This window comes from Anaerofilum hominis (assembly GCF_014287275.1).
Taxonomy (GTDB): domain Bacteria; phylum Bacillota; class Clostridia; order Oscillospirales; family Ruminococcaceae; genus Pygmaiobacter; species Pygmaiobacter hominis.
In genome coordinates this window covers 1-26,389 of sequence record NZ_JACONZ010000005.1, presented here as the reverse complement: position 1 = coordinate 26,389, position 26,389 = coordinate 1, and the positions used below count along the sequence as shown (strand labels likewise).

Here is a 26,389-nt window from a genome sequence, read left to right as displayed (position 1 = left end):
TGGCAGACCGCCTTTGTATGTTATCTATTATAATAGAGCGGCGGCGGTTTTCCAATGCTTTCCGGCAAAGAGAAAACGCTGCCCGGAAATCGGGCCGCGCGGCAGGAGGGGAGGCAGCCGCCCGGTCCCGCCGGAGCACGGGGAAACATTTTTGCAGAGGGGATGGATGCGGAAAGGGCGATCCCGCCGGGATCGCCCTTTTCGTATTTTTTGCAGGAGACCCCCGGCGGGGGAGCTCCCAAACTTCAGCGGCAAAAAGCGGGCCGAGCGGTTTTCCGGCAGAGGCTGCCGCGGGCACGGAAACGCCGGCCGCGCGGGCAGGAGACCTGTGCCCCCCGCTGTGCGGCGCAGAGGGGAGACCCGGCGCCGTGCCTGGGGAGGCCCGCCGCCGAAAGCCCTCTGCCGGATATGCGGCCGCCCAAACGGCCCGGTACTGTGCAGTACATGGACCGGGAAAAAGCTCCCGCGGAGCACGCGCAGGCCGTCCGTTCAGCCGGCGGCCGGCGCGGGGCGGGCGGTCCTGCGGCCGGGCTCAGCCCTGCAGCAGTGCCGTGACCGCATCCCGCAAAAAGGCTGCGCAGCCGGGGCGGCGGGCGTCGTAATAGGCCGTAAAGCGCTCGTCTGCCACGTACATCTGCACAAGCCCCAAATGGGCGGGGGCCGAGTAGGAGGGCCAGGTATAGCCCAGCCATTCCCGGTGCAGCCGGGCGATGGCGCGCCCCTCCTCCCCGGCGGGGTCGGCCCCGGCCGCGACCGCAGCGTCCAGCCGGGAGAGGATCTCTTCCGCCAGGGCCTGCATCGCGTCGTATTGCTTCTGTGAAAGACCCGCAAACCTGCGGTTGGAAGCGTCCATGGCCTCGTCCCCCCAGCGCTGCCGGACCTCTTCGCCGTAGGCAGCCTCGTTGCGGGCAAGCTGCTCCTGCTTGAAGCCCTCGAATTTTTCTTTGTCTGTCATCGGTACACCTTCCTTGTCTGCCGCCAGCGTGGCGCGGGCCGTTTCGATCAGCCGGTCCAGGCGGGCCCTGCGGCTCTCGAGCGCCGTCAGATGCCTGTCCAGCGCCGCGCGGCGGTCAAAATCCGGAGAGGAGAGGATCGCCCTGATCTGCGCGAGCGGCAGCTCCAGCTCGCGATAAAACAGGATCTGCTGCAGCCGGTCCACCTCTGCGGCGCCGTAAAGCCGGTAGCCGGACGCGCTGGTCCGGGCCGGATGCAGCAGGCCGATGCGGTCATAATACCGCAGCGTGCGGCTGCTCACGCCGGCGAGCTGCGCCAGCGCTTTCACCGTGTATTCCCTGTCGTTTTTCATGGCGGTCCCTCCCTCCATGACCTTAGCATAAGGGATGACGCAGCGTCAAGGTCAAGCGGTTTTGCAAAAAAGATCTGCGGTGCGGCGCGGCACGTTTTGCCGCCGGTGCAGCGAAGGGTCCTCGCCGCAGCGCGGGCGAAAGGGGCGGGGAAAGATTTCTGTGGAATCTTAGAAAGTGCTCTGCAAAGACGGCTGCCGGGGACGCTGTTTCCAGAAGAAAATACTTTTTTGCTCCCGTGCATGGCCGCTGCGCCTCCTGCGCCCCAGACCCGGTCTCTTCATGACGAAAAAAGCTTCCCCATTTTGTGGGGAAGCCTGGAGAATCTTAAAGAGGTTTTTAAAACTTTATGGTTCCGATTGCGTTTCACTTTCGGGGATCGGCCCGTTTTCCGCCTCAAATTTTTTGATGCAGGCAGCGCACAGCAGCTCTACCTGCCCGGTAAAAGACCGGCGGGAAACCTTGGAAATATAGACCATTTTGGCATAGACCGCCGCATTGAGCCGCAGTGTGGTTTGAATTTTGTCGTTTTTGATGTTCCCCATAGGATGACCCCATTTAATATCATAATGATAGCTTTTTAATATTTTTATATCTTTCTGACATTATCCTATAAAAATACAGCTGGAAAATATAGAGTCAAAATGATATTATTATTTCGTTATGATATCTAAATGAAATCATAAAACAAAAATTTTTACAGAGGCGATGTTTTGATGAGGATCAGAGTCCCCATTCAGGCCCTGCTTTATGACGTCAGTGATGAGGTGTGCGCAAAACAGATCTTTCCGGAGATGGGCGCTGCGCTGGATTGGCTGCGCCGCAAATTCGAGTATCCCGCTCACCTTGGCCTTTATGTGCGCGGTCTGCTGCGCCGGCCCAGTCTGGCCCTCAATGATTGGGCAGCCCTGCGCAGTGTGGAAAACCCCGCGGCGCGAAAGGCCGACCTCAAGAGCTGTGTCCATTGCAGCGCCCATTTTTATTGCGCCAATGGCGAGTGGGGCAGCGGCATGCAGCGGGACGGCCCCTTTGACCCGGAACTGTTCGCTTCGCTGCTGAGGGAGGGGGAAAACAGCTTTGCTGTTTTGCGCTGCTGCGGGGCCGGGCCGCAGGTATGGGATTGGTATGCCGCTACGGTGCCGGGGCCGCTCTGGAAAAAGCTGCCCGAAGAACCGCATGACCCAGCCGCCCTGTACCGATTGGCGCGGGAGCTGGTACGGGAAGAGCGGTGGCAGTTTCTTGACCCGGCTCTCTTTCACGAAGCGCGTCGGCTGCGGGCCCGCATCGGCGAGAAACACAGCAAGGAACCTTAAGTCCAGCGGCCGATGCCGCAAGTTTGCCGATGGCAAACTTTGAAAGATTTTTCTCCCGCTGGGCGATAAGCGCAGCAAGGAACCTGAAACTCAGCGGCCGATGCCGCAAGTTTGCCACAGGCAAACTTTGAAAGATTTCTCTCCCGCTGGGCGATAGGCGCAGCAAGGAACCTGAAACCCGGCGGCCGATGCCGCAAGTTTGCCACAGGCAAACTTTGAAAGATTTCTCTCCCGCTGGGCGATAAGTGCAGCAAGGAACCTTAAACTCAGCGGCCGATGCCGCAAGTTTGCCACAGGCAAGCTTTGAAAGATTCCTCTCCGCTGGGCGATAGGCGCAGCAAGGAATCTTCAGCCGGTGCGGTCTCCGCCGCAAGCGTTTTCCGCTCCGCTGCGGCGCGTTTTGCCCCGGGTGCGGGAACTGCGCCGTTTTTTGCCGCGCCGAAAGCCGCTGTGCGTTTTATCCCTCCCTCAGGAGCTGTCCGGGAAAGGGCGGGTAAAATTTTTTTGTGATCTGGGACACTGATTGTACATAGAGGAGAAATGCGGTAAAATAGGGGACAAGCCTGCGGCAGCGCGGCAAAACCGCCAGCAGGCTCTCTTGGAGGGAAAAATGAAATTGGACAAAAAGACATTACAGCGCGCCGGCCTTGGGTTAGCGGGGCTGATCCTGTTTGCCTGGTGCCTCAACAACAACAAGATCGTGTTCCGGCTGCTGGGGACGCTGGTGGGCATGCTGGCCCCGTTTTTGATCGGGCTGGTGATCGCGTTTATCCTGAACGTGCCCATGCGCGCGCTGGAGCGCGGGCTGTTCCGCAAAGCGCGGGCCCGGGGCGGCCGGGCTGCGGGCGCGGCGCGCATGTCCAGCTTTGCGCTGACGCTGGCACTGCTGCTGGGCGGCGCGGCGCTGATCTCGTTCATCGTCATCCCCGAGATGGGCAAGACCTTTGCGATGCTGGGCAAACAGATGCCCGCCTTTTTACAGCGGGTGCAGGAGCAGGCAAAACTGCTGGAGGCCTGGCTGCCCCAGCTGCAGGATCTGGTGCAGTCGCTGGAGCTGGATTGGAAAAGCATCGCCGAGTCGGCGATGGGCTTTTTGCAGAGCGGGGCGACCTCTATTCTGGGGTCAACTTTTAGTATTGCGACGTCTGTTTTCAACGGTGTGTTCAATTTTTTCATGGGCTTTATCTTTGCTGTCTACATCCTGTTCCGCAAAGAGCATCTGGCCGTGCAGGCCCGGCGGATGCTGTACGCCTGGCTGCCGGTGCCCCGGGCTGACCGGGTGATCTATGTGGCCTCGATGACCGAACGCACCTTTTCCAAATTTTTGACCGGGCAGTGTCTGGAAGCTATGATCCTGGGGCTGATGTTCTTTGTCAGCATGACGCTGCTGCGCTTCCCCTACGCGATGCTGGTGGCGGTACTGGTGGCGGTTACGGCCCTGATCCCCATGTTCGGCGCGTTCATCGGCTGCTTTGTGGGGGCTTTCCTGATTCTGGTGGTCAGCCCCATCCAGGCGCTGTGGTTTGTGCTGCTGTTCCTGGTGCTGCAGCAGATCGAGGGCAACCTCATCTACCCGCGGGTGGTGGGCAGTTCCATCGGGCTGCCCGCCATGTGGGTGATGGTGGCGGTCACGCTGGGCGGCAGCACCATGGGCGTGCTGGGCATGCTGATCATGGTGCCCGCCGCCTCGGTGATCTACGCGCTGGCGCGGGAGAACACCGAGCGCCGGCTGCTGCGGCGCGAGGTGCCGGCCGACCGCTATGCCGGGGAAGAGCGGAAAGAGAAATAAAATGGGAGCCGTTTGCCGCGCCCGCCGTTTTTCAGACAGAGGGGAAAAGCGGCCGCACAGTGTTTTTTTGCGGATAGAGTTCCCTGTCCGGACCCGGGTCCATCCGGTTTCGGCTTTGCCCGGGGACGGGCCGGAGAGAACCTCCGGCCCGTCCCCTTTTTTGCGCCTGCCGCCCGGGCGCGGGCCGTTTCCCGCCGGGCCTGCCGGCTGGTTTTGGAAGCGCGCCGCTTTCGCCCGCAGGCCTCCTGCCCGGCTTGCCCGGCCGCTCGCCTCCCGGGTGCGGGCTGCGCGGAGGATGGCCCTGCAATGCGCCTCCCGCTGTCCTTTTGCCGTCCTGTTTTCTCATTTGGGCCTCGCTTTTGTGGTTCCGCACGAAAAAAACTTTTCACAGGGGCTGCAAACCGGCAAAAAAACGGTGGAAATCCGGCGCCGTGTGTGTTACAATTGCTTTATTAATTTATCACACTATCACACTACTATAATAAAGCAAAAGCAAAAACGGCGAGGAGGGATCCCATGTCCTGTGATACCGGCGTGCTCGCCCCCGCAGAGCGGGCCAGCCTGGCGCTGCGGGGCCTGTTTGAGCAGTACGGGTACCGCAAATACCGGATGGGTCAGTTTGAGGAATACAGCCTTTATATGGACAACAAGAGCTTTTTGCCCAGCGAAAACGTCATTGCGTTTACCGATCTGGACGGCCGGCTGCTGGCCCTCAAGCCGGACGTGACGCTGAGCATCGTGCGCCACGCGGCGGCGCGGCCCGCAACGGCGGAAAAGCTTTATTATGTGGAAAACGTCTACCGGCCCAGCGCCGAGAGCCACACTTTCAAGGAGATCAGCCAGATGGGGGTGGAGTATATCGGCAGGATGGACCGCTGCGCCATGGCCGAGGTGGCGGTGCTGGCGGCCAGGAGCCTGGCGGAGGTGGGGGGCGACTATCTGCTGGAGATCGGGCATATGCGCTTTACCGCCGCGCTGCTGGACGCGCTGGGGCTGCGGGATGGGCCGCGCAGCCGCGCGCTGGCGGCGCTGGGGCAGAAAAACGGCCCCGCCCTGCAGGCCGCAGCAGCCGAAGCGGGGCTGAACGGACGGGACGGCGCGGCGCTGGCCGGGCTGGCGGGGCTTTACGGCCCGGCCCCCGAGGCGCTGGACCGCGCGCGGGCGCTCTGCCGCGGGCCGGAGATGGCGGGGGCGCTGGCCGAGCTGGAGGACGTCTGCGCCGCCGTTTCCGCGGTGGGCTGCGGGGAAAAGCAGCAGCTTGATCTTTCTCTGGTGAACGGGACCGGGTACTACAACGGGCTGCTGCTGCGCGGCTATCTGAAAGGGCTGCCCCGGGCGGTGCTGACCGGCGGCAGATACGACAACATCCTGAAAAAATTCGGCAAGGCGGGCGGCGGCATCGGGTTTGCGCTGGATCTGTCCGAGATCGCGCGGCTGCCCGGCGGACGGCCGGCGGCGGAGATCGACCTGCTGATCCGCTACGGGCCCCAGACCGGCGCCGCCCAGCTGGCAAAAGCGGTGGATGCGGCAGTGCGGCAGGGGCTGCGGGTGCGGGCGCTGCCGCAGGACGAGGATGCGGGCCGGCTGCGCTGGGCGCGTCAGGCCCGTCTGGACGCCGACGGCGCGCTGGAAGAGAGCGGGAAAGGGGGCTGCGCGGCATGGGAGAGCTGCTGAATATCGCGCTGCCCAAGGGGCGGCTGGGCGACCAGGTCTACCGGCTGCTGGAACGCGTGGGATATGACTGCCGCAGCATCTATGAGGACAACCGCAGGCTGGTGTTTGAAAACCCGGCGGCGGGGGTGCGGTACCTGCTGGTCAAGCCGGGGGACGTGACCATCTACGTGGAGCACGGCGCTGCGGATGTGGGCATTGTGGGCAAAGACATTCTGGAGGATGCGCGCCCCGACGTCTACGAGCTGCTGGACCTGGGCCTCGGCAGATGCCGCATGGCGGTGGCGGCAAAGCGCGGCTATGTGGAGGACACCGGCCGCACGCTGCGGGTGGCGACCAAATTTGAAAACATCGCAAAGCGCTATTATGCGGGGCTGAACCGGGATATCGAGGTGATCCGGCTGGGGGGCAGCATCGAGCTGGCCCCGCTGCTGGGGCTGTCCGACGTGATCGTGGATATCGTGGAGAGCGGCAGCACCATCCGCGAGAACGACCTGGCCGTGCTGACCGAGTTCATGGAGATCAGCGCGCGGTTTATCGCCAACAAATCGGCCTTTAAATTTAAAAACGGCGTCATCACGGAGATGACAAAAAAATTGAACGGGGTGATCGGCGGATGATCGAGATCGTGGCGGCAAAGGATATGGAGCTGAAAGACATCCTCAGCCGGGATGCGGAAAAGGCGGAGGACGTCTCGCAGACAGTGGACAAAATACTGGAAAACGTGCGCCTTTTCGGCGATAAGGCCCTGCGGGAATACGCGCTGCAGTTTGACGGGGCGCGGCTGGAGGAGCTGGAGGTGACGGCGGAAGAGCTACAGGCCGGCTGGGAGGCGGTGGACGCCCGGTTCCGGGAGACGCTGGCCCTGGCGCGGCAGAACATCGCGGCTTTTCATGAAAAGCAGGTCCGGCAGAACTTTGTGATGGCCGAGCAGCCGGGCGTGGTGCTGGGGCAGCGGTACACCCCCATCGAGCGGGTGGGGGTATATGTGCCCGGCGGCACCGCCAGTTACCCCAGCACGGTGCTGATGGATGTGGTGCCGGCAAAGCTGGCCGGGGTGAAAGAGATCGTGATGGCCACCCCGCCCGGGGCGGACGGCAGCGTGGACCCGGCCATTTTGGCGGCGGCAAAGATCGCGGGGGTGGACCGCATCTTCAAGATCGGGGGCGCGGGCGCGGTGGCCGCGCTGGCCTACGGCACCGAAAGCGTGCCCCGGGTGGACAAGATCGTGGGCCCGGGCAACATCTTTGTCGCCACGGCCAAGCGCAGGGTCTTTGGTCTGGTGGATATCGACATGGTCGCCGGGCCCAGCGAGATCCTGGTGGTGGCGGACGGCGGCTGCGATCCGGCATGGGTGGCCGCCGACCTGCTCAGCCAGGCGGAGCACGACAGGCTGGCCAGCGCCGTGCTGGTCACCGACAGCAGGCCGCTGGCGGAGGCGGTGGCGGTGGAGCTGAAGCGGCAGGCGGCGCTTCTGCCGCGGCAGGAGATCGCCCGGGCCAGCCTTGCCGCGGGCGGCAGGATCATCCTCACGGATTCCATCGCCGAGGCGGTGGAGATCGCCAACGCCATTGCGCCCGAGCATCTGGAACTGGCGGTCGAGGACCCCTTTGCCCTGCTGCCCAGCGTGAAAAACGCGGGGAGCATCTTTTTGGGGCGCTGTGTGCCGGAGGCGCTGGGCGATTATTTTGCCGGCCCGAACCACACCCTGCCCACCGGCGGCACGGCCCGTTTTTCCAGCCCCCTGGGGGTGGACGACTTTGTCAAGCGCAGCAGTTTTCTCTACTACAGCCGCGAGGCGCTGGGGCAGGTGGCGGACCGCGTGATCGAGTTTGCGCAGAGAGAGGGACTGGCCGCCCACGGGCGCAGCGTGGCGATCCGATTTGAGGAAAAACAGGTCTGAGCGGCCCCAAAGGCCACCGCGCGCCGGAAAGGGAAGCGCGCCGGCACGGGCTGCGGCGGCTGCGGAAAGGGATTTTGGCCGCGGCCCGGGCGAAGCTTTTTTGTGGAAGATCAGGGCCTGCGGGCCGGAAAAGAGCCGCCCGGCGGTATGCGCCGGGCGCAGCGGGAGGAATGGGGATTGAGCCGTTTTTTGAGCGAGAGATTCAGGTCCGCCCGGCCCTATGTGCCGGGCGAGCAGCCGCAGGGGGGACAGCGTTACATCAAGCTGAACACCAACGAGAGCCCGTTTCCGCCGTCGCCGCGGGTGACGGCGGCCATCACGGCAGAAGAGGTGGAAAAACTGCGCCTCTACTCCGACCCGGACGCCCGGCCGCTGACGGCGGCCATCGCGCGGCGGTACGGCGTGGACGGGCGGCAGGTCTTTGTGGGCAACGGCAGCGACGAGGTGCTGGCCTTTGCCTTTCTGGCTTTCGGCAGCGGGGGAAAAGCCTTTCGCTTCCCGGCGCTGAGCTATGGGTTTTACCCGGTCTTTGCGCGGCTGTTTGGGGTGGAGTTCGAGGCCGTGCCGCTGCGGGAGGACTTTACCATCGACCCCGCGGATTACATCGGCTGCGGCAAAAACGTGGTGATCGCCAACCCCAACGCGCCCACCGGCCTGGCGCTGGGGCGGCGGACGATCGGGGAGATCGCCCGCTCCAACCCGGACAGCGTGGTGCTGGTCGACGAGGCCTATGTGGATTTCGGCGGCGAGAGCGCGGTGCCGCTGCTGGGGGAGCATGACAACCTGCTGATCGTGCAGACCTTTTCCAAATCCCGCAGCCTGGCGGGCATGCGGGTGGGCTTCGCGCTGGGCAGCCCCGGGCTGATCGGGGATCTGCAGCAGATGAAATTCAGCTTCAACCCCTACAATCTGGACCGGCTGGCGATCCTGGCGGGGACGGCGGCGATGGAGGACGAGGCCTATTTTTGCGCCTGCACGGAAAAGGTCTGCGCCACCCGCCGGAGGGTGACCGGCGCGCTGCGCGCGCTGGGTTTCACCGTGCTGGAGAGCAAAGCGAATTTTGTCTTTGCAAAGCCCGCGGGCATCAGTGGCGAGGCGCTCTTCACCGCCCTGCGGGCGCGCGGCGTCCTGACCCGCCGCTGGGACGAGCCGCTGATCCGGGACTACCTGCGCATCTCGATCGGCAGCGATGAGGAGATGGATGCGTTTTTGCAAAAAACGGCGGAAATTTTGAGGGAGGCGGGCGCATGAGGCGGGCGCGTATCGAGAGAAAAACGGCGGAGACCGACATCCGGCTGGAGCTGGCGCTGGAGGGGGACAGCGCCTACGAGAACGACACCGGCTGCGGCTTTTTGGACCATATGCTGGACCTGTTTGCCAAGCACGGCGGTTTTGGCCTGCGGGTGAAATGCCGGGGCGACACCCGGGTGGACTATCACCACACGGTGGAGGATATCGGCATCGTGCTGGGCGAGGCGCTGCGGCAGGCGCTGGGGGACAAGCGGGGGATCGCCCGGTACGGCAGCTTTCTGCTGCCCATGGACGAGGCGCTGGTGCTGACCGCGATCGACCTGTCGGGGCGCACCATGTGCTGCTGCGGGCTGGAACTGCCCTCGCCCAGGGTGGGGGATTTCGACACCGAGCTGGCGGAGGAGTTTTTTCTCGGGTTTTGCCGCGGCGCGCAGGTCACGCTGCATCTGAAGCAGCTGGCGGGCAGCAATACCCATCACATTCTGGAGGCGGCGTTCAAGGGCTTTGGCCGCGCGCTGGCCGCCGCTGCGGCGCCCGACCCGCGGCACCCGGACGAGCTGCCCAGCACCAAGGGCGTCCTGTGACGGAGCTGCCGCCGCGGCGCGCGATGCGCGGCAGCCGGGGAAAAAGCGCGGGCGGCCCAAAAGGGCTGATGAGGCCCGCGCCGCAGCGGAGCGGCCCCGCGCAGGCGCGGGCAGGGCCCCAAAACTGCGCCCGCCCGCGGAGAGCGGCCCCGGGCCGGGGCAAAAAAACGGCCTGCGGCAGTCTCTGCCGGTGCGCAGCAAAAAAGACGTATGGTACGCCGCCCTGCGGTCGGGGGACCAGAGGGCGGAGCGAGGAGGACACATATGATCGCCATCATCGATTATGGAGTGGGCAACCTGTTCAGCCTCTGTTCCAGCCTGCGCAGCCTGGGGCTGGAGACAAAGGTCACCCGCGCGGCGCAGGACCTGATCGACGCCGACCGCATCATCCTGCCGGGCGTGGGCGCGTTTGCGGACGCGGCGGCAAAGCTGCGGGACACCGGCCTGGTGGACACCATCCGCCGGCAGGCGTCTGCGGGCAAGCCGCTGCTGGGCATCTGTCTGGGCATGCAGCTGCTGTTTGAAAAAAGCTACGAGTACGGCGAACACCCGGGCCTGGGGCTGGTGCCGGGCGAAGTGGTCCCGCTGGCGGAGGCGCTGCCCGCAGGGCTGAAAGTGCCCCACATCGGCTGGAACCGGCTGCAGATCCTGAAAAAAGAAGACCCGCTGTTCCGCTATTCCGGCGATGAGGATTACGTCTATTACGTCCACAGCTATTATGCCGCCCGCTGCGAGGCCAACACCCTGGCGGTGAGCGAGTATGGCCTGCCGGTCACCGGCGCGGTGCGGGCGGGCAGCGTGGTGGGGGTCCAGTTCCACCCGGAAAAAAGCGGGGACGCAGGGCTGCGGCTGCTGCGGGCATTCAGCGAACTGTAAGGGGGCGGATGAGGATGGAACTTTTCCCGGCGATCGACCTGCGGCAGGGCAGAGCGGTGCGCCTGGTGCAGGGGGACTACAGCCGCATGACGGTGTACAGCGACCAGCCCGCGCAGGTGGCCGAGCGCTTTCGGCGGCAGGGCGCGCGCAACCTGCATCTGGTGGACCTGGACGGGGCAAAGGAGGGCGCCCCGGTCAATTTTGACACGGTAAAAGAGATCGCGGCCCAGGGCGGGCTGTTTGTGGAGGTGGGTGGCGGCATCCGCACCGAGCGGCGGGTCGCGCGCTATCTGGAGGCCGGCGTGGACCGGGTGATCCTGGGCACCGCCGCAGTGGCGGACCCCGATTTTCTGCAGCGGATGGTGGCGCGGTACGGTCCGCGCATCGCCGTGGGGGTGGATGCGCGGGAGGGCAAAGTGGCCACCCACGGATGGCTGCAGACCACCGGGCTGGACAGCTTTGATTTCTGCGCCCACCTGCGGGAGCTGGGGGTGCGCACCGTCATCTACACCGATATCGCCCGGGACGGCGGTCTGGCGGGCACGAACCTGCCCGCTTACCGGCGGCTGGCCGGCCTGGAGGGGCTGGCGGTAGTGGCAAGCGGCGGCATCACGGCGCTGGAAGAGTTAAAGGAACTTGCGGCCATGGGGGTGGCGGGAGCGATTTTGGGCAAAGCGCTCTACACCGGGCGGCTGCGGCTGGACGAGGCGGTGAAACTGGTCCAGAATCCATCAGGGAGGGGTAAGGCATGATCACAAAGCGCATCATCCCATGTCTGGACGTGCGGGACGGCCGGGTGGTCAAAGGGGTCAATTTTGAGGGCGTCCGGGACGTGGCGGACCCCGTGGAGATGGCCCGCTTTTACGATCGGGCGGGCGCGGACGAGCTGGTCTTTTACGATATCACGGCCAGCGCCGAGGGGCGCGGCATCTTTACCGATGTGCTGCGCCGGGTGGCGGGGGAGATCTTTATCCCCCTCACGGTGGGCGGGGGCATCCGCTCGCTGGAGGATTTTGACCGGGTGCTCAAGTGCGGGGCGGACAAGGTGAGCGTCAACAGCGGCGCCATCGCCGACCCGTCGCTGATCGGGCGCGCGGCCCAGCGCTACGGCGACCAGTGCGTGGTGCTGAGCATGGACATAAAGCGGGTGGACGGCAGGTTTATGCTGTTCGCACGCGGCGGCAGAGAAAATACCGGCATCGACGCGCTGGAATGGGCTGTCCGCGGCGTGCGCAGCGGCGCGGGGGAGATCGTGGCCAACAGCATCGATACCGACGGGGTGCAGGGCGGCTTTGATCTGGAGCTGCTGGACGCGCTGGCCGCGCGGGTGGACGTGCCGATCGTCGCGTCGGGGGGCGCGGGCTGCATGCAGGATTTTGCCGACCTGTTTTTGGGCCATCCCGGGGTGGACGCAGGCCTGGCGGCCAGCATTTTCCACCGCAGAGAGGTGGAGATCGGGGCGCTCAAGCGCTTTCTGCGCGCCAGTGGTGTGGAGGTCCGGCTGTGAGGCGCGCCGGAAAGCGCGCGCCGCAATACCGCAGAGGGAGTGGAAAAAATGTCTGTTGAACTGAACTTTGACGAGCAGGGCCTGATCCCGGCCATCGTCCAGGATCACTACACCAAAGAGGTGCTGACCCTGGCTTATATGAACGCGGAGAGCCTGGCCATCAGCGCCGCCGAGGGGCGCACCTGTTTTTACAGCCGCAGCCGCAGGTGCTTGTGGCGCAAGGGGGAGACCAGCGGCAATGTGCAGCGCATCGTCTCCATCACCGCGGACTGCGACCGCGATGCGCTGGTGATAGAAGTGGTCAAGGCGGGTCCGGCCTGTCACACGGGGGCCGAGAGCTGTTTCTTTGAACCGGTCTTTGTCAGCGACGAGCTGAAGCCCTTTTGCTATGAGGGGCTGTATCAGCTGATCCGGGGCCGCAAGACAGACCCGAAAGAGGGCAGTTACACCACCTATCTGTTCGAAAAAGGGATGGATAAGATCCTCAAAAAGGTGGGGGAGGAGTGCACCGAGGTGATCATCGCCGGGGCAAAGGGCGACCGCGGGGAGACGGTTTACGAGATCGCCGATCTGGTGTATCATTTACTGGTACTGATGGTCGAGAGCGGGATCGCGCTGAGGGATGTGACCGCGGAGCTGGAAAAACGGCATGTCGTCGACCACAAGGTGAAGCAGGAGCGCATGCGGTAGCCGCGGCGCGCCGCAGAAAAGAGGGGAGGCCGGCGGGATGCGGCTGAAAGCGGGCATACACAACCACACCACCTTTTGCGACGGCCGGGACACCCCGGCGGCGATGGCGGCGGCTGCCGCCCGGCAGGGGCTGGAGGTGCTGGGATTTTCCGGCCACAGCCTGGTGCCCCGGGAGGGGTTCGGCATCTCCCCGGACCGCCTGCCCGCCTACCGCGCCGAGATCGAAAGGCTGAAAAAAGCCTGGGCGGGCCGGCTAGAGATCCTCTGCGGGCTGGAGGTGGACGCCGAGGCCCCGCAGGCGGGGCAAAGCGGCTTTGATTACCTGATCGGCTCCGCCCATGCGGTGCGGGACGGCAGCGGCCGCTGGTGGACGGTGGACAACACCCCGGAACTGTTTGCCCGGGCCGTGGAGGACGGCTTTGGCGGCGACGCGCTGGCCCTGGTGCAGGCCTATTACGATCAGCTCTGCGCCTATGTCCTGGCGCTGCGCCCCACCGTGGTGGGCCACTTTGACCTGATCTGCAAGTTCAATGCCCAAAACCGTTTTTTTGACGAGCAGGCCGCGGACTACCGCGCCCTGGCCTCGGCGGCGCTGGCCCGGCTGCTGGACGCCGGCCTGGTGCTGGAGGTGAATACCGGCGCCATCAGCCGCGGCTGGCGGCGGGCCCCCTACCCGGCGGATTTTCTGTTGCGGCAGATCCTGGCCTCCGGCGGCCGGGTGACCGTCACGGCGGACGCCCACGCCGCAGACGGCCTGACCTTTTATTTTGACGAGACGCTGGACCTGCTGCGGCAGACCGGCTTTCACAGCGTGCTGGAGCTGACGGCGGGGGGCTGGACAGAGCGCGGGCTGTGACACAGGCGCATAAAAATAAAAGAGAAGAGGGGAAAGACGCCGCTTCAAAGCGTCCAGCCCCTCTTCTCTTTTGTTCTTTTGCGTTTCTCCGCCTCCCGGCGCCGGACTCAGGGGAGCGGAAAGCGCGGAAGTTTGCCTGAGAGCAGGCGATCCACAAAGATCAGCGCTGCGCCGATGGCAAGAGAATTTCCCTCGATGTCGTCCACCTTTAAAAAATTGCTGTCCCCCTGCAGGGAGGGGTGGGAGACGACCTTTTCCTCCAGCAGAGGCAGATATTCCTTGAGATAACGGGCGATCTTGCCCCCGATGATGATATCCATATCCAGCGCCAGACGGATATTGCCCACCGCTTGGGCGAAATAGGTCAGATAAGAATCCCACTGCTGCTGATAGAGCGGATCCCCCTCCCGCACCCGCCGGAAAAATTGATCGAGATCCCCGTCGGAGCGCGCAAAAAGGTTGGACAGCGCGCAGTAGGCGGACCAGCAGCCGCGGCCCCCGCAAAAACAGGGCTTGCCGTCCGGCACCAGCACCATGTGGCCAAACGCGCCTACCTTGCGCCGCGCGTTGGTGCCCTGAAAGATCTGGCTGCCCACGATCAGAGAGCCGGCGATGCCGTTGTCTGTGACAATGAGATAGACGGCGTCCTCCAGGCCATGGGCGCGCCATACCGCGCCAAAGCCCGCCGTATTGGCGGCGTTTTCGATGGTGACGTCAAAGTCGAAATGCTGCCGGATGTTGTCCAGCGGCTCGTTGCGCAGGCCTAAGACCACGGCGCGTTCAATGGCGCTGCCGTCCAGGGTGAGCTCGCCCGGAAAGGCCAGTCCCACCCCCAGCACCCGCCGCACCCCAGCGGCGTCCACCAGCTGGTGGATACTGCGGTTGATCGACCTCCAGTAGGCGGGGACGTTTTCGAATGGAAGCGATTCGGTGCGCTCGCAGACCACTTGGCCCCGCAGGTCGGTGACCACGACGGCGATGTGGTGTCTGCGGATCTCGACCCCCACCGAGTGAAAAGCGTCGTAGTTAAACGTGATCAGACGGGGCTTTCGGCCGCCGGAAGAGGCAACTTCAGGCCCTTCCAGGACCAGCCCGGTCTCTTTAAATGCCTGCAGGGCCTGGGTGATGGTGGGCGAGCTCAAACGCAGCTCGTTGCGCAGCGTCAGCTGTGTCTGCCCTCCATGCCAATAGAGCTGCTGCAGGATGCGCTGCTCATTGATCAGGCGCACCGAAATATTACTGACCTTTTTGCTGGAGACCAGCTCCCGGCGCACAGACATGACCCACCCTTCTTTCACAAAAAATAAAATGATTTTTAGAAAACTGGTTAAAAATGTAATTTGTTTTATTGTAACAAACCGCCCCGCTGTTTGCAACCGTGCGGGCCGCGCATTCAGGAGAGGACCTGGACATAGCTGTGGGCTTTGCCTGCACGGATCTCCCGTCTGCGGTTGTGGAAATAGAGCGCCACGTCTGCAAGCACCATGGCGGCGTTGAACAGATAAAACCAGAGTGCAGGGTCACGGGAAAAGGTCAGCTTGTGCAGGATCCCGAAAACATATGCCAGAACGATCATAAAAAGAAAAAGCAGATTTTTGCCTTTTGTCGAATGCGTGCGCAGGCTGTTGTACACGTTGACGGGCCAGGCAAAGCCAAAACAGACGATCATCAAGACCTCAAAAACAGACATGGCGATTCCTCCAAAAACCAGATTGGGGCGCGCGGCGGCGCAGTCCCCGAAAGAGCCCGGAAAGGGACGCCCGGACGCCGGACGCGCGCTTTCCGGCGGCGCAGGCCGGGACCGCCTGCGGCGGGAACAGGACCGGGAAAAGGCCCTGAAAACCGGCCTTACCGCGCCGCATCCCAAAGACCGCAGAACGGGTCCACCGGGCTTTGGCCCTGGAAAGCGGACCGCCCCATCAGTTTTTCCACCACTGCGCGTACCGTGACCTCGTTGGAGGTATAGGCGTTGATATAAGTGCGCACCATGGGCACGTCGGTCAGATGATAGGGATTGGAGAACGAGAGGAAAAGCGTCGGGATATCGCAGACATATTTCGGCGAATCCTCTCCCAGAAAATCGTCCCAGGTGATGCGGATCGTGGTCTGGTTGCTGCTCACCTTCATGTTGGCATAATAGATCAGCAGGTCGGTCTCCCGGCGATAGTCCGCCAGAGAGAGCGCGGCGCCGGGGTAGGCGCTGTCCTTAAAATAGTCCACCTGGAACCCTTCGCGCTCCAGCAGCTGCCGGAACAGCTCTACCTCCGGCAGCTGTTCTCCGGGGGAGACCTTTTCGTTGGTGACCGCGATCAGCTTGACTTTGGGCGTTTTGGCGGGGGACAGGGGCAGCAGTTTTTCCCGATCTTTTACCAGCGTAACACATTTGTCTGCCAGTTCCGCCGCCCAGGCCCGGTGCTCCTCGCAGCCCAGGACCTCCAGCGCGGAGAGCGGCGGCACCAGGGGCTGTTTGCAGTGCAGGCCCAGAGAGGCCTTGAGGGCCAGGATGCGGGTGACCGCCTCGTCGAGGCGGGCGCGGGAAAGGATGCCCTCCCGCAGCCCCTGCTTCATATACTCCACATCTTCTTTTTGGTTGACGGTGAACAGGAACATGTCCGCACCGTGTTCGATCGCGGTGGGCACGGCCCGGCTGCGGGGCATGGAACAGGTGAAGCCCACCATCTGGGTGGCGTCGGTGACGATCAGCCCGTTAAAGCCGAACTTTTCCCGCAGGATGCCCTGATTGAGCTCCCGCGAGAGGGAGCCGGGCAGGATATCGCCGTCTGCGATGTCCGGATCCACCTCCCGCGTCAGCGCGGGCTGCAGGATGTGTGCGGACATCAGGGTGGGGGCCCCGTAGTCGATGAGGGTCTGATAGACCCTGCCGTAGCTGGCGTACCAATCTTCCGCCGACAGGCTGTTGACGCTGGCCATCAGGTGCTGATCCCGGTAGTCCACGCCATCGCCCGGGAAATGCTTGATGGTGGTGGCCACGCCGTTTTCCCGGCAGGCGTCCATATAGGCTTCGGCCATGGCGATCACCCGGTCGGGGTCGCTGCCGAAAGTGCGCACGTTGGTAATGGGGTTTTCCGGGTTGCGGTCCAGGTCCACAATGGGCTCAAAGGTCCAGTTGATGCCCGCCGCCGCCCCCTCGCGGGCGGCCACCAGGCCGAGGCGGTACTCCTGCTGCGGATCTCCGGTGGCTGCCGCCCCCATGGGGCTGGCCACATAGGTGCCGTCGGTCAGGCCGCCGTTTCCCCCGCTGCCGCCCCGCTCCAGGTTGCAGGCGATGAGCAGGGGGATCTTTGCCTTTGACTGCAGCAGGCGCGAGACCTCATTCATCCGCGCGCCGCTGAAAGGCCGGTACATCACGCCGCCGGGAGTGATGTTGGCAAACAGGTCCTCCGGGTCGCTGTCCGGGCGGTCCCACAAAATCTCGCAGAACAATTGTCCGATCTTTTCCAGATCAGTCATGCCGGCGAGGGTCCCGCGCACCCAGGCGCAGGCCTCGTCATCCAGATAAAAGGGCTTGGCTTTTAAATCCACCATGCCGGTTCACACCTTTCCGTTTGGGGTTGTTTTGCGCCGGTGGACCGGCTCAGTCCTTATTGCGCATCCGCTCGTAGATCTTTTCACTGTAGACGTCCAGAATGACGGCCACCAGGATGATGACGCCTTTGGAGACCATCTGCCAGAAGCTGGAGACCCGCAGCAGATTGAGGCCATTGCTGATCAGGCCGATGACAAGGCAGCCGAACAGGGTGCCCACAACGGTGCCGCTGCCGCCGCCCATGGGGGTGCCGCCGATGACCACGGCGGCGATGATGTCCATGACCGTGTCGCCGCCGAGCGTGGTCTGCGCGGATGCCACCCGGCCGCAGGAGACCAGTGCCGTGACGGCGATGGTGACGCCCAGCAGAGCCGAGACGAGGATGCGGGTCTTGGCCACGCCGATGCCGGAGACACGGGCCGCCTCCGGGTTCCCGCCGATGGCGATGACGTCGCGGCCAAACTGGGTGCGGCTGAAGATCACAGCGCCCACCGCGATAAAGCAGACCATCAAAATGACCGGAAAGGGGATGGGGCCGATATAGCCCTGGCCCATAAAGATGATGCCGGGGTTCAGGTTGCCGATGGGGGAGCCGTTGCTCAGCAGCATCAGGGTGCCCTTGAAGATCTGCTGCATGGCAAGAGTTACCAGAAAAGGCGGCAGCTTGAATTTATTGGCGATAAAGGCGTTCCAGGAACCGCAGGCCGCGCCCACCACGATGCAGATGAGCAGGATGGCGAGGAACGGCATCCCCTCGATCTGCGACAGCAGGCCGGAAATAATGCCGATCATGCACATCATATAGCCGGCTGAGAGGTCTACGCTGTCGGACGCCAGCAGCAGTGTGTAGCCCACACCGATGATGCAGTTGGCGCTGATCTGGCGCGCCAGGCTCATCAGGTTGTTGCCGGTGAGAAAGGTACTGGTGCTGAGTGAAAGGAGGATGCTGAAGATGAGCACCAGCAGCAGCGAACGGTTTTTGAGAAAAAAGACCAGGATGTCGTCTTTGGAAAACTTTTTCTTTGTCGCGGTATTCATTTGGATGAGCCCTCCGTATTCTGCGTAGTAGATGAGAGGCCGAACATCTCGGCCATCAACTGTTCTGCCGTGGCCTCACCGCGGCTGTGGCGCCCCACGATGCGGCCCTCGCGCACCACCAGCAGGCGGTCGCTCATGCCCATGACCTCCGGCAGGTCGCTGGAGATGAGAATAATGGCCATCCCCTCTTTCGCCAGCTGGTTGCAGTATTGATAGATCTCGCTTTTTGCCCCCACGTCCACGCCCCGGGTGGGCTCGTCCAGGATGAGCACCTTTGGCCGGGTCAGCAGGGCGCGGCCCACCATCACCTTTTGCTGGTTGCCGCCGGAAAGAGACCAGATGGGCATCTCGGGCCCCGCGGTCTTGACCCGCAGGGTCTTGATCATATCGGAGGCGTCCCGGGTCTCCCGGCGGCGATCGATAAAGGTGCCTCTGCAGATCTTATAGAAGTAAGCGAGGGTCATATTCAGCTTGACGTTCATCTTGACGATAACGCCGCGGCGCAGCCGGTCCTCGGTGACCATGGCAATGCCGTGGTCAAGCGCCTGACGGGGGGTACGGCTGAGAGCGGGCCGGCCCTCTAGCAGGACCTCTCCGCTGTCAATGGGGTCGATGCCGTAGATGCCGTTCATGATCTCGGTGCGTCCGGCGCCCACCAGACCGCAGAATCCCACGATCTCGCCGGCATGCACGTCAAAGCTGATGTCGCTGAACGTCCCCGCCTTGGAGATGCCGCGCACCTCCAATACCTTTTCTCCGCGGGGGACGTCCAGCTTGGGATAGAGGTCTTTGACCTCCCGCCCGGCGATACCGTTGATCAGGTCGGTCATCGTGATGTCCGCCACCCGCTGCGTGCTGATCTTGCGGCCGTCGCGGAAGATCGTCACCCGGTCGGCGATCTCAAAAACCTCTTCCAGTTTGTGGGAGATGAAGATGATCGATTTGCCCGCCGCAGAGAGGCGGCGAATGATCTTGTAGAGCACCTCCACCTCTTTATCCGACAGAGCGCTGGTGGGCTCGTCCATGATGACGATCTTGGAATCGTAAGAGACTGCGCGCGCGATCTCTACCATCTGCATCTGGGCCACGCTCAGATTGGCGACCCGCTCTTTGGGATTCAGCTCGATCCCGTATTCTTCAAACAGCTTTCGGCTTGCCTCCACACAGCGCTCGGGGAAATAGATCCCTCCGCTGGAAAAGTTTTTGACCCGCCCGATCCAGACGTTGTCGGCAACAGTCATGCTGGGCACCAGGCGCAGCTCCTGATGGATCATCGAGATGCCCTGCTGAAGAGCGTCGTGAGGCCCTTTGGGGGCATAGGGCCTGCCTGCAAGGGTCATGGCGCCCTCGTCCGGCCGGTGGATGCCCAGCAGCACGTTCATCATCGTGGATTTGCCGGCGCCGTTTTCCCCCGCCAGTGCCAGCACTTCGCCTTCTTCCAGGTCAAAGTCCACATCTGAGAGAGCGCAGGTCGAATAGAACCGTTTGTTGATTCCCTTTGCTTCCAGTAGTTTCATCATTTTCCACCTTTCACGGGCCAGCCGCACAGGGGACGCCCACGCCGCGCCCTGTGGCGATGCCCGCTGGATAAAGGTACCGGGGAACATCGCTGTCCCCCGGTATCGCTTGGATCTTTGCGGCTCAGGCCATCCCGTTGGCTTTCAAAAGCTCGTCGACGTTTTCAGCGGTGGCAAGCTGGTAGTACTCGGGGATAGGGTTGGCCTTTTCCACCGTCTCGCCGTCCAGCGCTTTCTGCACATAGTCGGCAGCGGTGACCGCCAGCTGGCGCATCGCCATCAAGACGGTGGCGTCCAGCTCACCGCTCTTGAGATAGTCGATGCCGGTGCTGGAGCAATCGATGGACACGATGAGGAAATCTTCCACAGGTAAGCCCTGGGCTTTGATGGCGTTGATGATGCCGCCGGCCTGGTCGTCAGTCTGGGTGACGAAGCAGTTGATCTCAGGGTGGGTCGACAGCATGTCGGTGGTGATGTTGTAGGCCTTTTCAGCGTCAAACTCGGCGTATTGTTCCGCGACCAGGTTTACCCGGCCCTCATTTTCAGGCAGGCTCAGGCAATCGTCCTCAAAGCCCTGATAGCGGGCCGCAACGCTGGAACTGCCGGACTGGCCGTAGATGAAGCCCACGTTCAGCACGGTGTCGGGGTTGGCGGCAAGATAGTCGTTGACGAACTTGGCCTGTACCTCGCCGGCCAGGTGATGGTCGCCGGATACAAAGGTATAATAAGAGGCCTCGTCCGCATTGATGGCGCGGCCGGCAACGATACAGGGCACGCCTGCGTCGCCGCAGGCCTTGACGGCGGGGGCGCTGCCCTCGTTGTCGCAGCCCATGATCACAACGGCCTTGCAGCCCATATTGATCAGGGATTCCACATTGGACAGTTCGGCGGAGACGTCGCCGTTGGCGTTCAGCAGAACCGGTTCCCAGCCGGCGGCCTTTGCAGTCTCTTCAAAAAAGTCGGCCATCTGCTTCATCGTGCTGTCCATCGAGTTGAGAGAGTAGCCGATCAGGGGCGCCTCACCGCCCTGGGAAGCGGAAGAACCGCCCGCCGCAGCGCCGGCCGAAGAGCTGACCGACGACGAACCCGAGCCGCCGCAGGCGGCTAGGGAGAACACCAGAGCTGCACAGAGAAGCAGGGAAAGGATCTTTTTCATTCTGTTTTCCTCCAATTTCAGGTGAAAGTGTTTTCTTGTCTGCAAGGGGTCTGGCAAAACGCCAAACAACTTTTGCAAATGACATTGCATAAAGAATAGGCGAAGCCCGTCGGAAAGTCAAGGGGGAGTTGTCATTTTCGGAAAAATAACTCAAATGCTTTTACGGACGTTGGCAGAAAAAACAATAAAATAAAAGTTTTTGCAAAAGTTCGATGGAAAAAATAGTTTATTTTAACGAATGTAAAACAGAGGGCAGAAAATGAAACGAATATACTTTTATAAAAATAGTTGAAAAAGTAAAGAGCATGTGCTATCCTTAGAGCGATTTCAGCAGGCGCCCTGGGACGGCGGACAGGAGCGCCGAAGACGGGCTTTGAAGAGAAGGGAGAAAACGATGCATCGGGGATTGCTTTTCGATCTGGATGGCGTGCTGGTGGACACGGCAAAATATCACTATTTGGCCTGGAGCAAAATTGCACAGGAACTGGGGCTCCCGTTTACGCTGCAGGACAACGAAAGGCTGAAAGGGGTCAGCCGGGAGCGCAGCTTTGAGATCCTGCTGGAACTGGGCGGCAGGAAGATGGAGGCGGGAAAAAGGGCGGAATACTGTGCCCGCAAAAATGAGTATTATCTCTCCTGCATCCGGCAGATGACCCGCCGGGAGATCCTGCCCGGTGTGTGCGATTTTTTGCAGCAGGCGCGGAAAAAGGACTACAGGATCGCGCTGGGCAGCGCAAGCAGGAACAGCCGCCTGATCCTCGAGCGGCTGGAACTGCTGGAGCTGTTTGACGCGATCGTGGACGGCACGGCGGTCCACAGCGCAAAACCCGACCCGGAGGTGTTTCTGCAGGGAGCGAAAGCGCTGGGGCTGGCCCCGGGGGAGTGCATCGTCTTTGAGGATGCGCGTGCGGGGATAGAGGCGGCGCATGCAGGCGGCATGCCCGCAGTGGGGATCGGCGACAAAAAAGACCTGCCGGAAGCGGACCTCTGTCTTCCGGGGCTGCAGGGGGCTGATCTCAGTGAGATCGAGCGCCGCCTTGCAGAAAAGAGGGAAAAGGGCGGAACCCGGTAAGGTCCGGCGCGCGGGCAGGAGGGGGAAAGAAGTTCTGCCGGCAGCCTTTTCAGAAAGGGCGGGGTCTCTTTTCCAGCCGGTCGTCCCCCTGCCTGCAGGCGGACGGATCGGCGGTGTACAAAATTTGACGGCCGCGGCAGGTCCCGGCCCGGGCTGGGCGCTGCCCGGCATCGGGCAAGGGGCTTTGCTTTTGCCCGCACGGCGGGAGATGAGATGCGCCAGCGAGGGACAATAAAACAAAGAAGGTGGGGCGCCTGTGGGCGCCTCACCTTCTTTTGACCGTTTTTGGTTGGCGGATACAGCGGCCGGTCCGCAAAAACTGATGCAAAGGGACCGGCTTTGACGGCTCGTCCCCCGGCAGCCGTCAAGGGCGGACGGCGCGTTCTGCGGGCCTACTTTTCATTGCCCGCGAGATGCCGCTCTACCCGCTGGATGATCATGTCCAGCGCCACGTTGTTGTGGCCGCCCTCCAGCACGATGATATCCGCCGCGCGCTTGGACGGCTCCACGAACTGTTCGTGCATGGGCTTGACGGTGGAGAGGTACTGGGTCACCACCGAGTCCAGGCTGCGCCCGCGCTCTTTTACATCGCGGGAGAGGCGGCGCAGCAGCCGCACGTCGGCGTCGGTGTCCACAAAGATCTTGATGTCCATCAGGTCGCGCAGCGCCCGGTTTTGAAAGATCAGGATCCCCTCGATGAGAAGCACCCGGGAGGGTTTGATGCGCAGGGTCTTGTCCGAACGGTTGTGCACCGTAAAGTCATAGACCGGGCAGTCGATCTCCTCGCCGGCGCGCAGCGCGGCCAGGTGTTCGATGAGCAGGTCGGTGTCGAAAGCGTCCGGATGGTCGTAGTTCAGATCACAGCGCTGCTCGTAGGTCAGATCGTCGTGACTTTTATAGTAGTTGTCGTGGTAAACCACGCTCACGTCGTCTCCAAAATGCCGCTTCAGCCGGTCGGTCAGGGTCGTTTTGCCGCTGCCGGTACCGCCCGCGATGCCGATCACCATCGTCTCCATATCCAGTTCCATCCTTTCACTGCACACCAGCGCTCTGCGCGCGGGCCCCTCCTGACGGCAGGGGCCCGGCGCAGCGGTTTATTTAAAAACCAGTATAATATAAAATAGGCGCGGGGTAAAGCGAAAGACGAAAAATGGCGAAAAAGAAAAAGGCCCCCGCTGTGAGAGGGCCTTTTAATAGGGCTTCAGCTGCGGGAACTGCGCTTGAGGTAAGCCCGCAGCGGCACGCAGAGAGCGATGGCGACCACTGCGGCGATGAGCATCTCGGCAGCGCTGGAGACGGTGACCAGCGAGAGGACCACGCTCATTACGCCCATGCCGAACTCGCGGAAGAACAGGGCCAGACAGCCCAGCACCATCACGGTGTGGCAGATGGTGGACAGCACGGCCGCCGCGCCGATGGAAAGGCCCTCTCTGCCCTTAAAGAGCTTGAGAAACGCCCTGAAAAGCAGGGCGGCGATGATCCCCAGCAGGATGCGGGGCACGAGGCACATCACCAGGCTGGCCAGCGGCTTGCCGCTGAGAAAAGGGCTGAAAGCCATATCGACCGGGCTGGTGGCCGCAGTGGAGGCTTTCCAGAGCGCGGTGAGGCCAAAAACGCCCCCCAGGATCGCTCCGCAGCCCGGCCCCAGCAGAATGCCCCCCACGATGACCGGGATGTGCATCAGGGTGGCTGCGATGGGCGGGATCATCAGGAAGCCCAGCGGGGTCAGCGCCATCACCACCTCGATGGCGATGAGCAGCGCCAGCTGCGTCATGCGCAGGGTATTGGTGCGGTTTTTCATAAAAGAATTCCTCCTTGCTGCCGTTCCGCCCTGCCGGCGGATACAGCGCAATCAAATTTATGCAGACACGCCGGGCGGGGGACCGCTCCCCCGGGGCGCGGATGCATCGGGAAAAGGCAGACGGCCGGCCTGCAGAGGCCCTGCCGCGCGGGAAGAACATCGCCGCGCGGCCGCCGCTGTTATGCGGGGCCCCGCGCGTTGCGCAGATAGATCAGCGCCAGGCCGTCGGTGAGCAGATCTTCATCCACCTGGATGCTGTGGGCGCAGTGCGCGGTGATGGAGCGGCAGAGCTCGCCGGTGGCGATCACGGCGGGCGCGCAGCCGAACAGGGCGGCAAAGCGGTCGATCAGCCCGTCCACCATCGACGCGGTGCCCAGGATCAGGCCCGCCTCCATGCTGGCCACCGTGCTGGTGCCGGCCACGCTGCCGGGGCGGCGGGTCAGGTCGATCTGGGGCAGCTGGGCCGCGTGGGTGTAGAGCGCCTCCAGAGAGAGGCGCACGCCGGGCGAGATACAGCCCCCGATCAGGCTGCGCCGCTCGTCCAGCCCCATGACCGTGATCGCGGTGTCAAAGTTCACCAACAGGCTGGGCACGGGATAGCGCTCCAGCGCCGCGACGGCGGTGGCCACGATATCGGCGCCCAGCTCGGCGGGGTTGTCGATGCGGATGTTGAGGCCGGTTTTCAGGCCCGGGCCCACGGTGAGGACCCGCACCTCCCGCAGCAGGCGCACCGCCTGGCGCAGGGTGCCGGCCAGGGCGGGGGCCACGCAGCTGAGGATCGCCCCCTCCAGCTGGTCGGGGGAAAAGCCGTAAAGCTGCAGCAGGTTTTTCAGCCCGATGGCGTATTCGTCCGCGGTCTTGAGCGGGTCGGTGCGCAGCTGGGAGCAAAAAAGCTTCTCCCGGCCCTCATAAGCGGCCGCAAGGATGTTGGCGTTGCCGATATTGATGGCGAGAAACACAGCGCTTCCCCCTTTCCGCCCCTTATCCTACAGCAAAGAGCGGCAAAAGGCAAGCGAAATGGGAAGAAAAACTGTTCCCGCGCCGCCGCGGTCAAAATGCGCCCCGCGCCCCGGGCGGCCGGCCGCCCGGCGCCGTAGTTGACCGCCAAAAAGCCGGCTCTAGGAAGCATAGAGTGACTTTTTTCGGTCAAGACGCTATAGTTAAGACAGGAAAACACAGGGAGGCGGCGGCATGGACCTGAAAAAAACAGGAGCTTTTCTGGCGGCTTCACGCAAAAAACAGAAGATGACGCAAAAGGAACTGGCGGAGGAAATAGGAGTCACCGACAAGGCTGTCTCACGGTGGGAGACGGGAAGGGGATTTCCCGATGTTTCCGTTTTGCAGCCGCTCGCGCAGGCGCTGGACGTGTCGGTCGCGGAAATTGTAAAGGGGGAGAAGATCGAGCCCGAAAACGCCGGGGAACAGGCGGACAGCGCGGTCGTGGAAGCGCTCGGCTATGCCGGGCGGATGGGCAGAAAAACGTTTGGGGCCCTGACGGCGCTCATCGGCGCCTGCATAGCGGCGTCCCCGCTGGTGCTCGCGGTCAGAGGCCCGCTGCTGCCGGAGATCTGCCTGCTGGGGATCGCCGTCACGGCTGTGGGGGCCTTGCTCTTTTTTGGAAGAGCGCCCGGGAGGCCTTTCCGGCTCTCCACCCGTCTGGCAGGTGTTCTTGCCTGTGCCGCGTTGACGGCGGCGCTTGTCCTGGAGGCCACGCCCTGGGGAGCGGTTCTGATCTTTGCGCCTGGTCCGGGGGAAACGGTCAGAGAAACGTTTTCCTACTTTAGCCTGACGCCGTTTGGCTATGCAAACTTTTTTCCGCTTTTGACAGCGGTGCTGACCGTTTCAGCCGGGGGGCTCTCGATCTTTCTGCTGGCAAAAAGGCTGAGAACGGCAAAACTGCAAAATGCGGCGTTCCTCTGCACGGCCGCCGCCCTTTTGTGCTCGGCCGCCCCCGTTGTGCTTTTGGGCGTGGCGTATGGGACCGTGACAGGTGCCGCGATCTCGATCTTGCTGTTGGCCTCGCTCGTCTTTCAGGCGTTTGCCAACCGGAGATCCGGGGGCTGAAGCGGGGATGCCGCCCGATGTCCCTATATATTACATTATATAGGGAGAAAGAGCGGACCAAGCGGCGGGGCAAAAAAGAGGGCCGCCGAAAGAGACGGGGCGGGCGCGCAGATTTTTTGAAAAAAGGTGTTGACTTTCGTGGGCGGAGTGTGGTATCATAATCGAGCTGCCCCAAGCGGGGCCGCAACCATAGCGGAAAGGCCGGCAGGCCGGGCACAAAAAAGAATTCAAAAAAATTCCAAAAAGTGCTTGACAAGCGAAACCAAGTACGCTATAATAAATAAGCTGTCCCACGGAAGTGAGCACAGCAAAACCTCCAAAGTTTTGGAGTACAGGACCTTGAAAATTAAACAATATAGGAAGAAGCTTGAAGGAACCCTTAGAGCAGGAAGAAACCTGCTCGTAAAAATAAAAAATTCCTTTAAAGTAATTCACAAAAGGACGCAAGCG

General features: G+C 62.7%; 26 protein-coding genes. 14 read left to right on the top strand and 12 right to left on the bottom strand.

Annotated elements, in window-relative coordinates; genetic code table 11:
• Window positions 1-532: 532 nt before the first annotated feature.
• On the bottom strand, window positions 533-1,306 hold the full coding sequence (locus H8S23_RS12295; protein WP_186888653.1) for a MerR family transcriptional regulator: 774 nt from the start codon (window positions 1,304-1,306) through the stop codon (window positions 533-535).
• A gap of 345 nt (window positions 1,307-1,651) precedes the next feature.
• Window positions 1,652-1,849 carry a hypothetical protein gene (locus tag H8S23_RS12290; protein WP_186888652.1) on the bottom strand — a complete coding sequence of 66 codons (198 nt, stop codon included), beginning with the start codon at window positions 1,847-1,849 and terminating at the stop codon, window positions 1,652-1,654.
• A gap of 171 nt (window positions 1,850-2,020) precedes the next feature.
• On the opposite strand from H8S23_RS12290, the gene H8S23_RS12285 reads away from it, so the two are divergent.
• The 12 genes from H8S23_RS12285 to H8S23_RS12230 all read left to right on the top strand — a co-directional run bounded on the left by H8S23_RS12285 (window position 2,021) and on the right by H8S23_RS12230 (window position 13,744).
• Window positions 2,021-2,617: a hypothetical protein gene (locus H8S23_RS12285; protein ID WP_186888651.1), complete on the top strand. Its 597-nt coding sequence runs from the start codon at window positions 2,021-2,023 to the stop codon at window positions 2,615-2,617.
• Window positions 2,618-3,227: 610 nt separating this feature from the next.
• The gene (locus tag H8S23_RS12280) at window positions 3,228-4,406 is read left to right on the top strand and encodes an AI-2E family transporter (protein WP_186888650.1); all 1,179 of its coding nucleotides are present in this window, start codon (window positions 3,228-3,230) and stop codon (window positions 4,404-4,406) included.
• Window positions 4,407-4,922: 516 nt separating this feature from the next.
• On the top strand, window positions 4,923-6,080 hold the full coding sequence (locus tag H8S23_RS12275) for an ATP phosphoribosyltransferase regulatory subunit (protein WP_186888649.1): 1,158 nt from the start codon (window positions 4,923-4,925) through the stop codon (window positions 6,078-6,080).
• Window positions 6,065-6,697: an ATP phosphoribosyltransferase gene (hisG, locus tag H8S23_RS12270; RefSeq protein ID WP_186888648.1), complete on the top strand. Its 633-nt coding sequence runs from the start codon at window positions 6,065-6,067 to the stop codon at window positions 6,695-6,697. Before H8S23_RS12275 ends, hisG begins: the two co-directional genes overlap by 16 nt.
• A complete protein-coding gene (hisD, locus tag H8S23_RS12265; protein WP_186888647.1) occupies window positions 6,694-7,980 on the top strand; it encodes a histidinol dehydrogenase in 1,287 nt (428 codons plus the stop codon). The genes hisG and hisD overlap by 4 nt, the downstream gene beginning before the upstream one ends.
• A 177-nt stretch (window positions 7,981-8,157) precedes the next feature.
• A complete protein-coding gene (gene hisC, locus H8S23_RS12260; RefSeq protein WP_186888646.1) occupies window positions 8,158-9,231 on the top strand; it encodes a histidinol-phosphate transaminase in 1,074 nt (357 codons plus the stop codon).
• Window positions 9,228-9,815 (top strand): imidazoleglycerol-phosphate dehydratase HisB, encoded by a 588-nt coding sequence (gene hisB / locus H8S23_RS12255; RefSeq protein ID WP_186888645.1) that lies wholly within the window; start codon window positions 9,228-9,230, stop codon window positions 9,813-9,815. The genes hisC and hisB overlap by 4 nt, the downstream gene beginning before the upstream one ends.
• Before the next feature lie 264 nt (window positions 9,816-10,079).
• Window positions 10,080-10,691 carry an imidazole glycerol phosphate synthase subunit HisH gene (hisH, locus tag H8S23_RS12250; RefSeq protein ID WP_186888644.1) on the top strand — a complete coding sequence of 204 codons (612 nt, stop codon included), beginning with the start codon at window positions 10,080-10,082 and terminating at the stop codon, window positions 10,689-10,691.
• Window positions 10,692-10,705: 14 nt separating this feature from the next.
• Window positions 10,706-11,443, top strand: coding sequence for a 1-(5-phosphoribosyl)-5-[(5-phosphoribosylamino)methylideneamino]imidazole-4-carboxamide isomerase (gene hisA / locus H8S23_RS12245; protein WP_186888643.1), 738 nt, complete (start codon window positions 10,706-10,708; stop codon window positions 11,441-11,443).
• On the top strand, window positions 11,440-12,198 hold the full coding sequence (gene hisF / locus H8S23_RS12240) for an imidazole glycerol phosphate synthase subunit HisF (protein ID WP_186888642.1): 759 nt from the start codon (window positions 11,440-11,442) through the stop codon (window positions 12,196-12,198). Before hisA ends, hisF begins: the two co-directional genes overlap by 4 nt.
• A gap of 39 nt (window positions 12,199-12,237) precedes the next feature.
• Window positions 12,238-12,888, top strand: a complete 651-nt coding sequence (gene hisIE, locus H8S23_RS12235; RefSeq protein ID WP_341479924.1) for a bifunctional phosphoribosyl-AMP cyclohydrolase/phosphoribosyl-ATP diphosphatase HisIE — start codon at window positions 12,238-12,240, stop codon at window positions 12,886-12,888.
• A gap of 37 nt (window positions 12,889-12,925) precedes the next feature.
• Window positions 12,926-13,744 (top strand): histidinol-phosphatase HisJ family protein, encoded by an 819-nt coding sequence (locus tag H8S23_RS12230; protein ID WP_186888640.1) that lies wholly within the window; start codon window positions 12,926-12,928, stop codon window positions 13,742-13,744.
• Window positions 13,745-13,851: 107 nt separating this feature from the next.
• Here H8S23_RS12230 and H8S23_RS12225 read toward each other — a convergent pair whose 3' ends face one another.
• The 6 genes from H8S23_RS12225 to H8S23_RS12200 all read right to left on the bottom strand — a co-directional run bounded on the left by H8S23_RS12225 (window position 13,852) and on the right by H8S23_RS12200 (window position 21,002).
• Window positions 13,852-15,024: an ROK family transcriptional regulator gene (locus tag H8S23_RS12225; RefSeq protein WP_186888639.1), complete on the bottom strand. Its 1,173-nt coding sequence runs from the start codon at window positions 15,022-15,024 to the stop codon at window positions 13,852-13,854.
• A 113-nt stretch (window positions 15,025-15,137) separates the two neighbouring features.
• Entirely contained in the window at window positions 15,138-15,434 is a 297-nt protein-coding gene (locus tag H8S23_RS12220; RefSeq protein WP_186888638.1) for a hypothetical protein, read from the bottom strand.
• Between the two features lie 158 nt (window positions 15,435-15,592).
• A complete protein-coding gene (locus H8S23_RS12215) occupies window positions 15,593-17,290 on the bottom strand; it encodes a glycoside hydrolase family 3 protein (RefSeq protein ID WP_186888637.1) in 1,698 nt (565 codons plus the stop codon).
• Window positions 17,291-17,339: 49 nt separating this feature from the next.
• Window positions 17,340-18,329: an ABC transporter permease gene (locus H8S23_RS12210; RefSeq protein WP_186888636.1), complete on the bottom strand. Its 990-nt coding sequence runs from the start codon at window positions 18,327-18,329 to the stop codon at window positions 17,340-17,342.
• Entirely contained in the window at window positions 18,326-19,846 is a 1,521-nt protein-coding gene (locus H8S23_RS12205; protein WP_186888635.1) for a sugar ABC transporter ATP-binding protein, read from the bottom strand. The genes H8S23_RS12210 and H8S23_RS12205 overlap by 4 nt, the downstream gene beginning before the upstream one ends.
• A gap of 124 nt (window positions 19,847-19,970) precedes the next feature.
• Window positions 19,971-21,002, bottom strand: a complete 1,032-nt coding sequence (locus tag H8S23_RS12200; RefSeq protein WP_186888634.1) for a sugar ABC transporter substrate-binding protein — start codon at window positions 21,000-21,002, stop codon at window positions 19,971-19,973.
• Between the two features lie 394 nt (window positions 21,003-21,396).
• On the opposite strand from H8S23_RS12200, the gene pgmB reads away from it, so the two are divergent.
• Window positions 21,397-22,074 carry a beta-phosphoglucomutase gene (gene pgmB, locus H8S23_RS12195; protein WP_186888633.1) on the top strand — a complete coding sequence of 226 codons (678 nt, stop codon included), beginning with the start codon at window positions 21,397-21,399 and terminating at the stop codon, window positions 22,072-22,074.
• A gap of 392 nt (window positions 22,075-22,466) precedes the next feature.
• On the opposite strand, the gene udk is transcribed toward pgmB, so the two are convergent.
• From udk to H8S23_RS12180, 3 genes are all read right to left on the bottom strand, one after another.
• On the bottom strand, window positions 22,467-23,090 hold the full coding sequence (gene udk, locus H8S23_RS12190; protein ID WP_186888632.1) for a uridine kinase: 624 nt from the start codon (window positions 23,088-23,090) through the stop codon (window positions 22,467-22,469).
• Between the two features lie 185 nt (window positions 23,091-23,275).
• Window positions 23,276-23,875, bottom strand: coding sequence for an ECF transporter S component (locus tag H8S23_RS12185; RefSeq protein WP_186888631.1), 600 nt, complete (start codon window positions 23,873-23,875; stop codon window positions 23,276-23,278).
• Between the two features lie 179 nt (window positions 23,876-24,054).
• Window positions 24,055-24,834: a type III pantothenate kinase gene (locus H8S23_RS12180; RefSeq protein ID WP_186888630.1), complete on the bottom strand. Its 780-nt coding sequence runs from the start codon at window positions 24,832-24,834 to the stop codon at window positions 24,055-24,057.
• Between the two features lie 232 nt (window positions 24,835-25,066).
• On the opposite strand from H8S23_RS12180, the gene H8S23_RS14020 reads away from it, so the two are divergent.
• Window positions 25,067-25,939: a helix-turn-helix domain-containing protein gene (locus tag H8S23_RS14020; protein ID WP_243166017.1), complete on the top strand. Its 873-nt coding sequence runs from the start codon at window positions 25,067-25,069 to the stop codon at window positions 25,937-25,939.
• A gap of 30 nt (window positions 25,940-25,969) precedes the next feature.
• Here the strand turns inward: H8S23_RS14020 and H8S23_RS13850 are convergent.
• A partial coding sequence (locus tag H8S23_RS13850; protein ID WP_207721171.1) for a hypothetical protein occupies window positions 25,970-26,389 on the bottom strand: 420 nt, incomplete at its 5' end.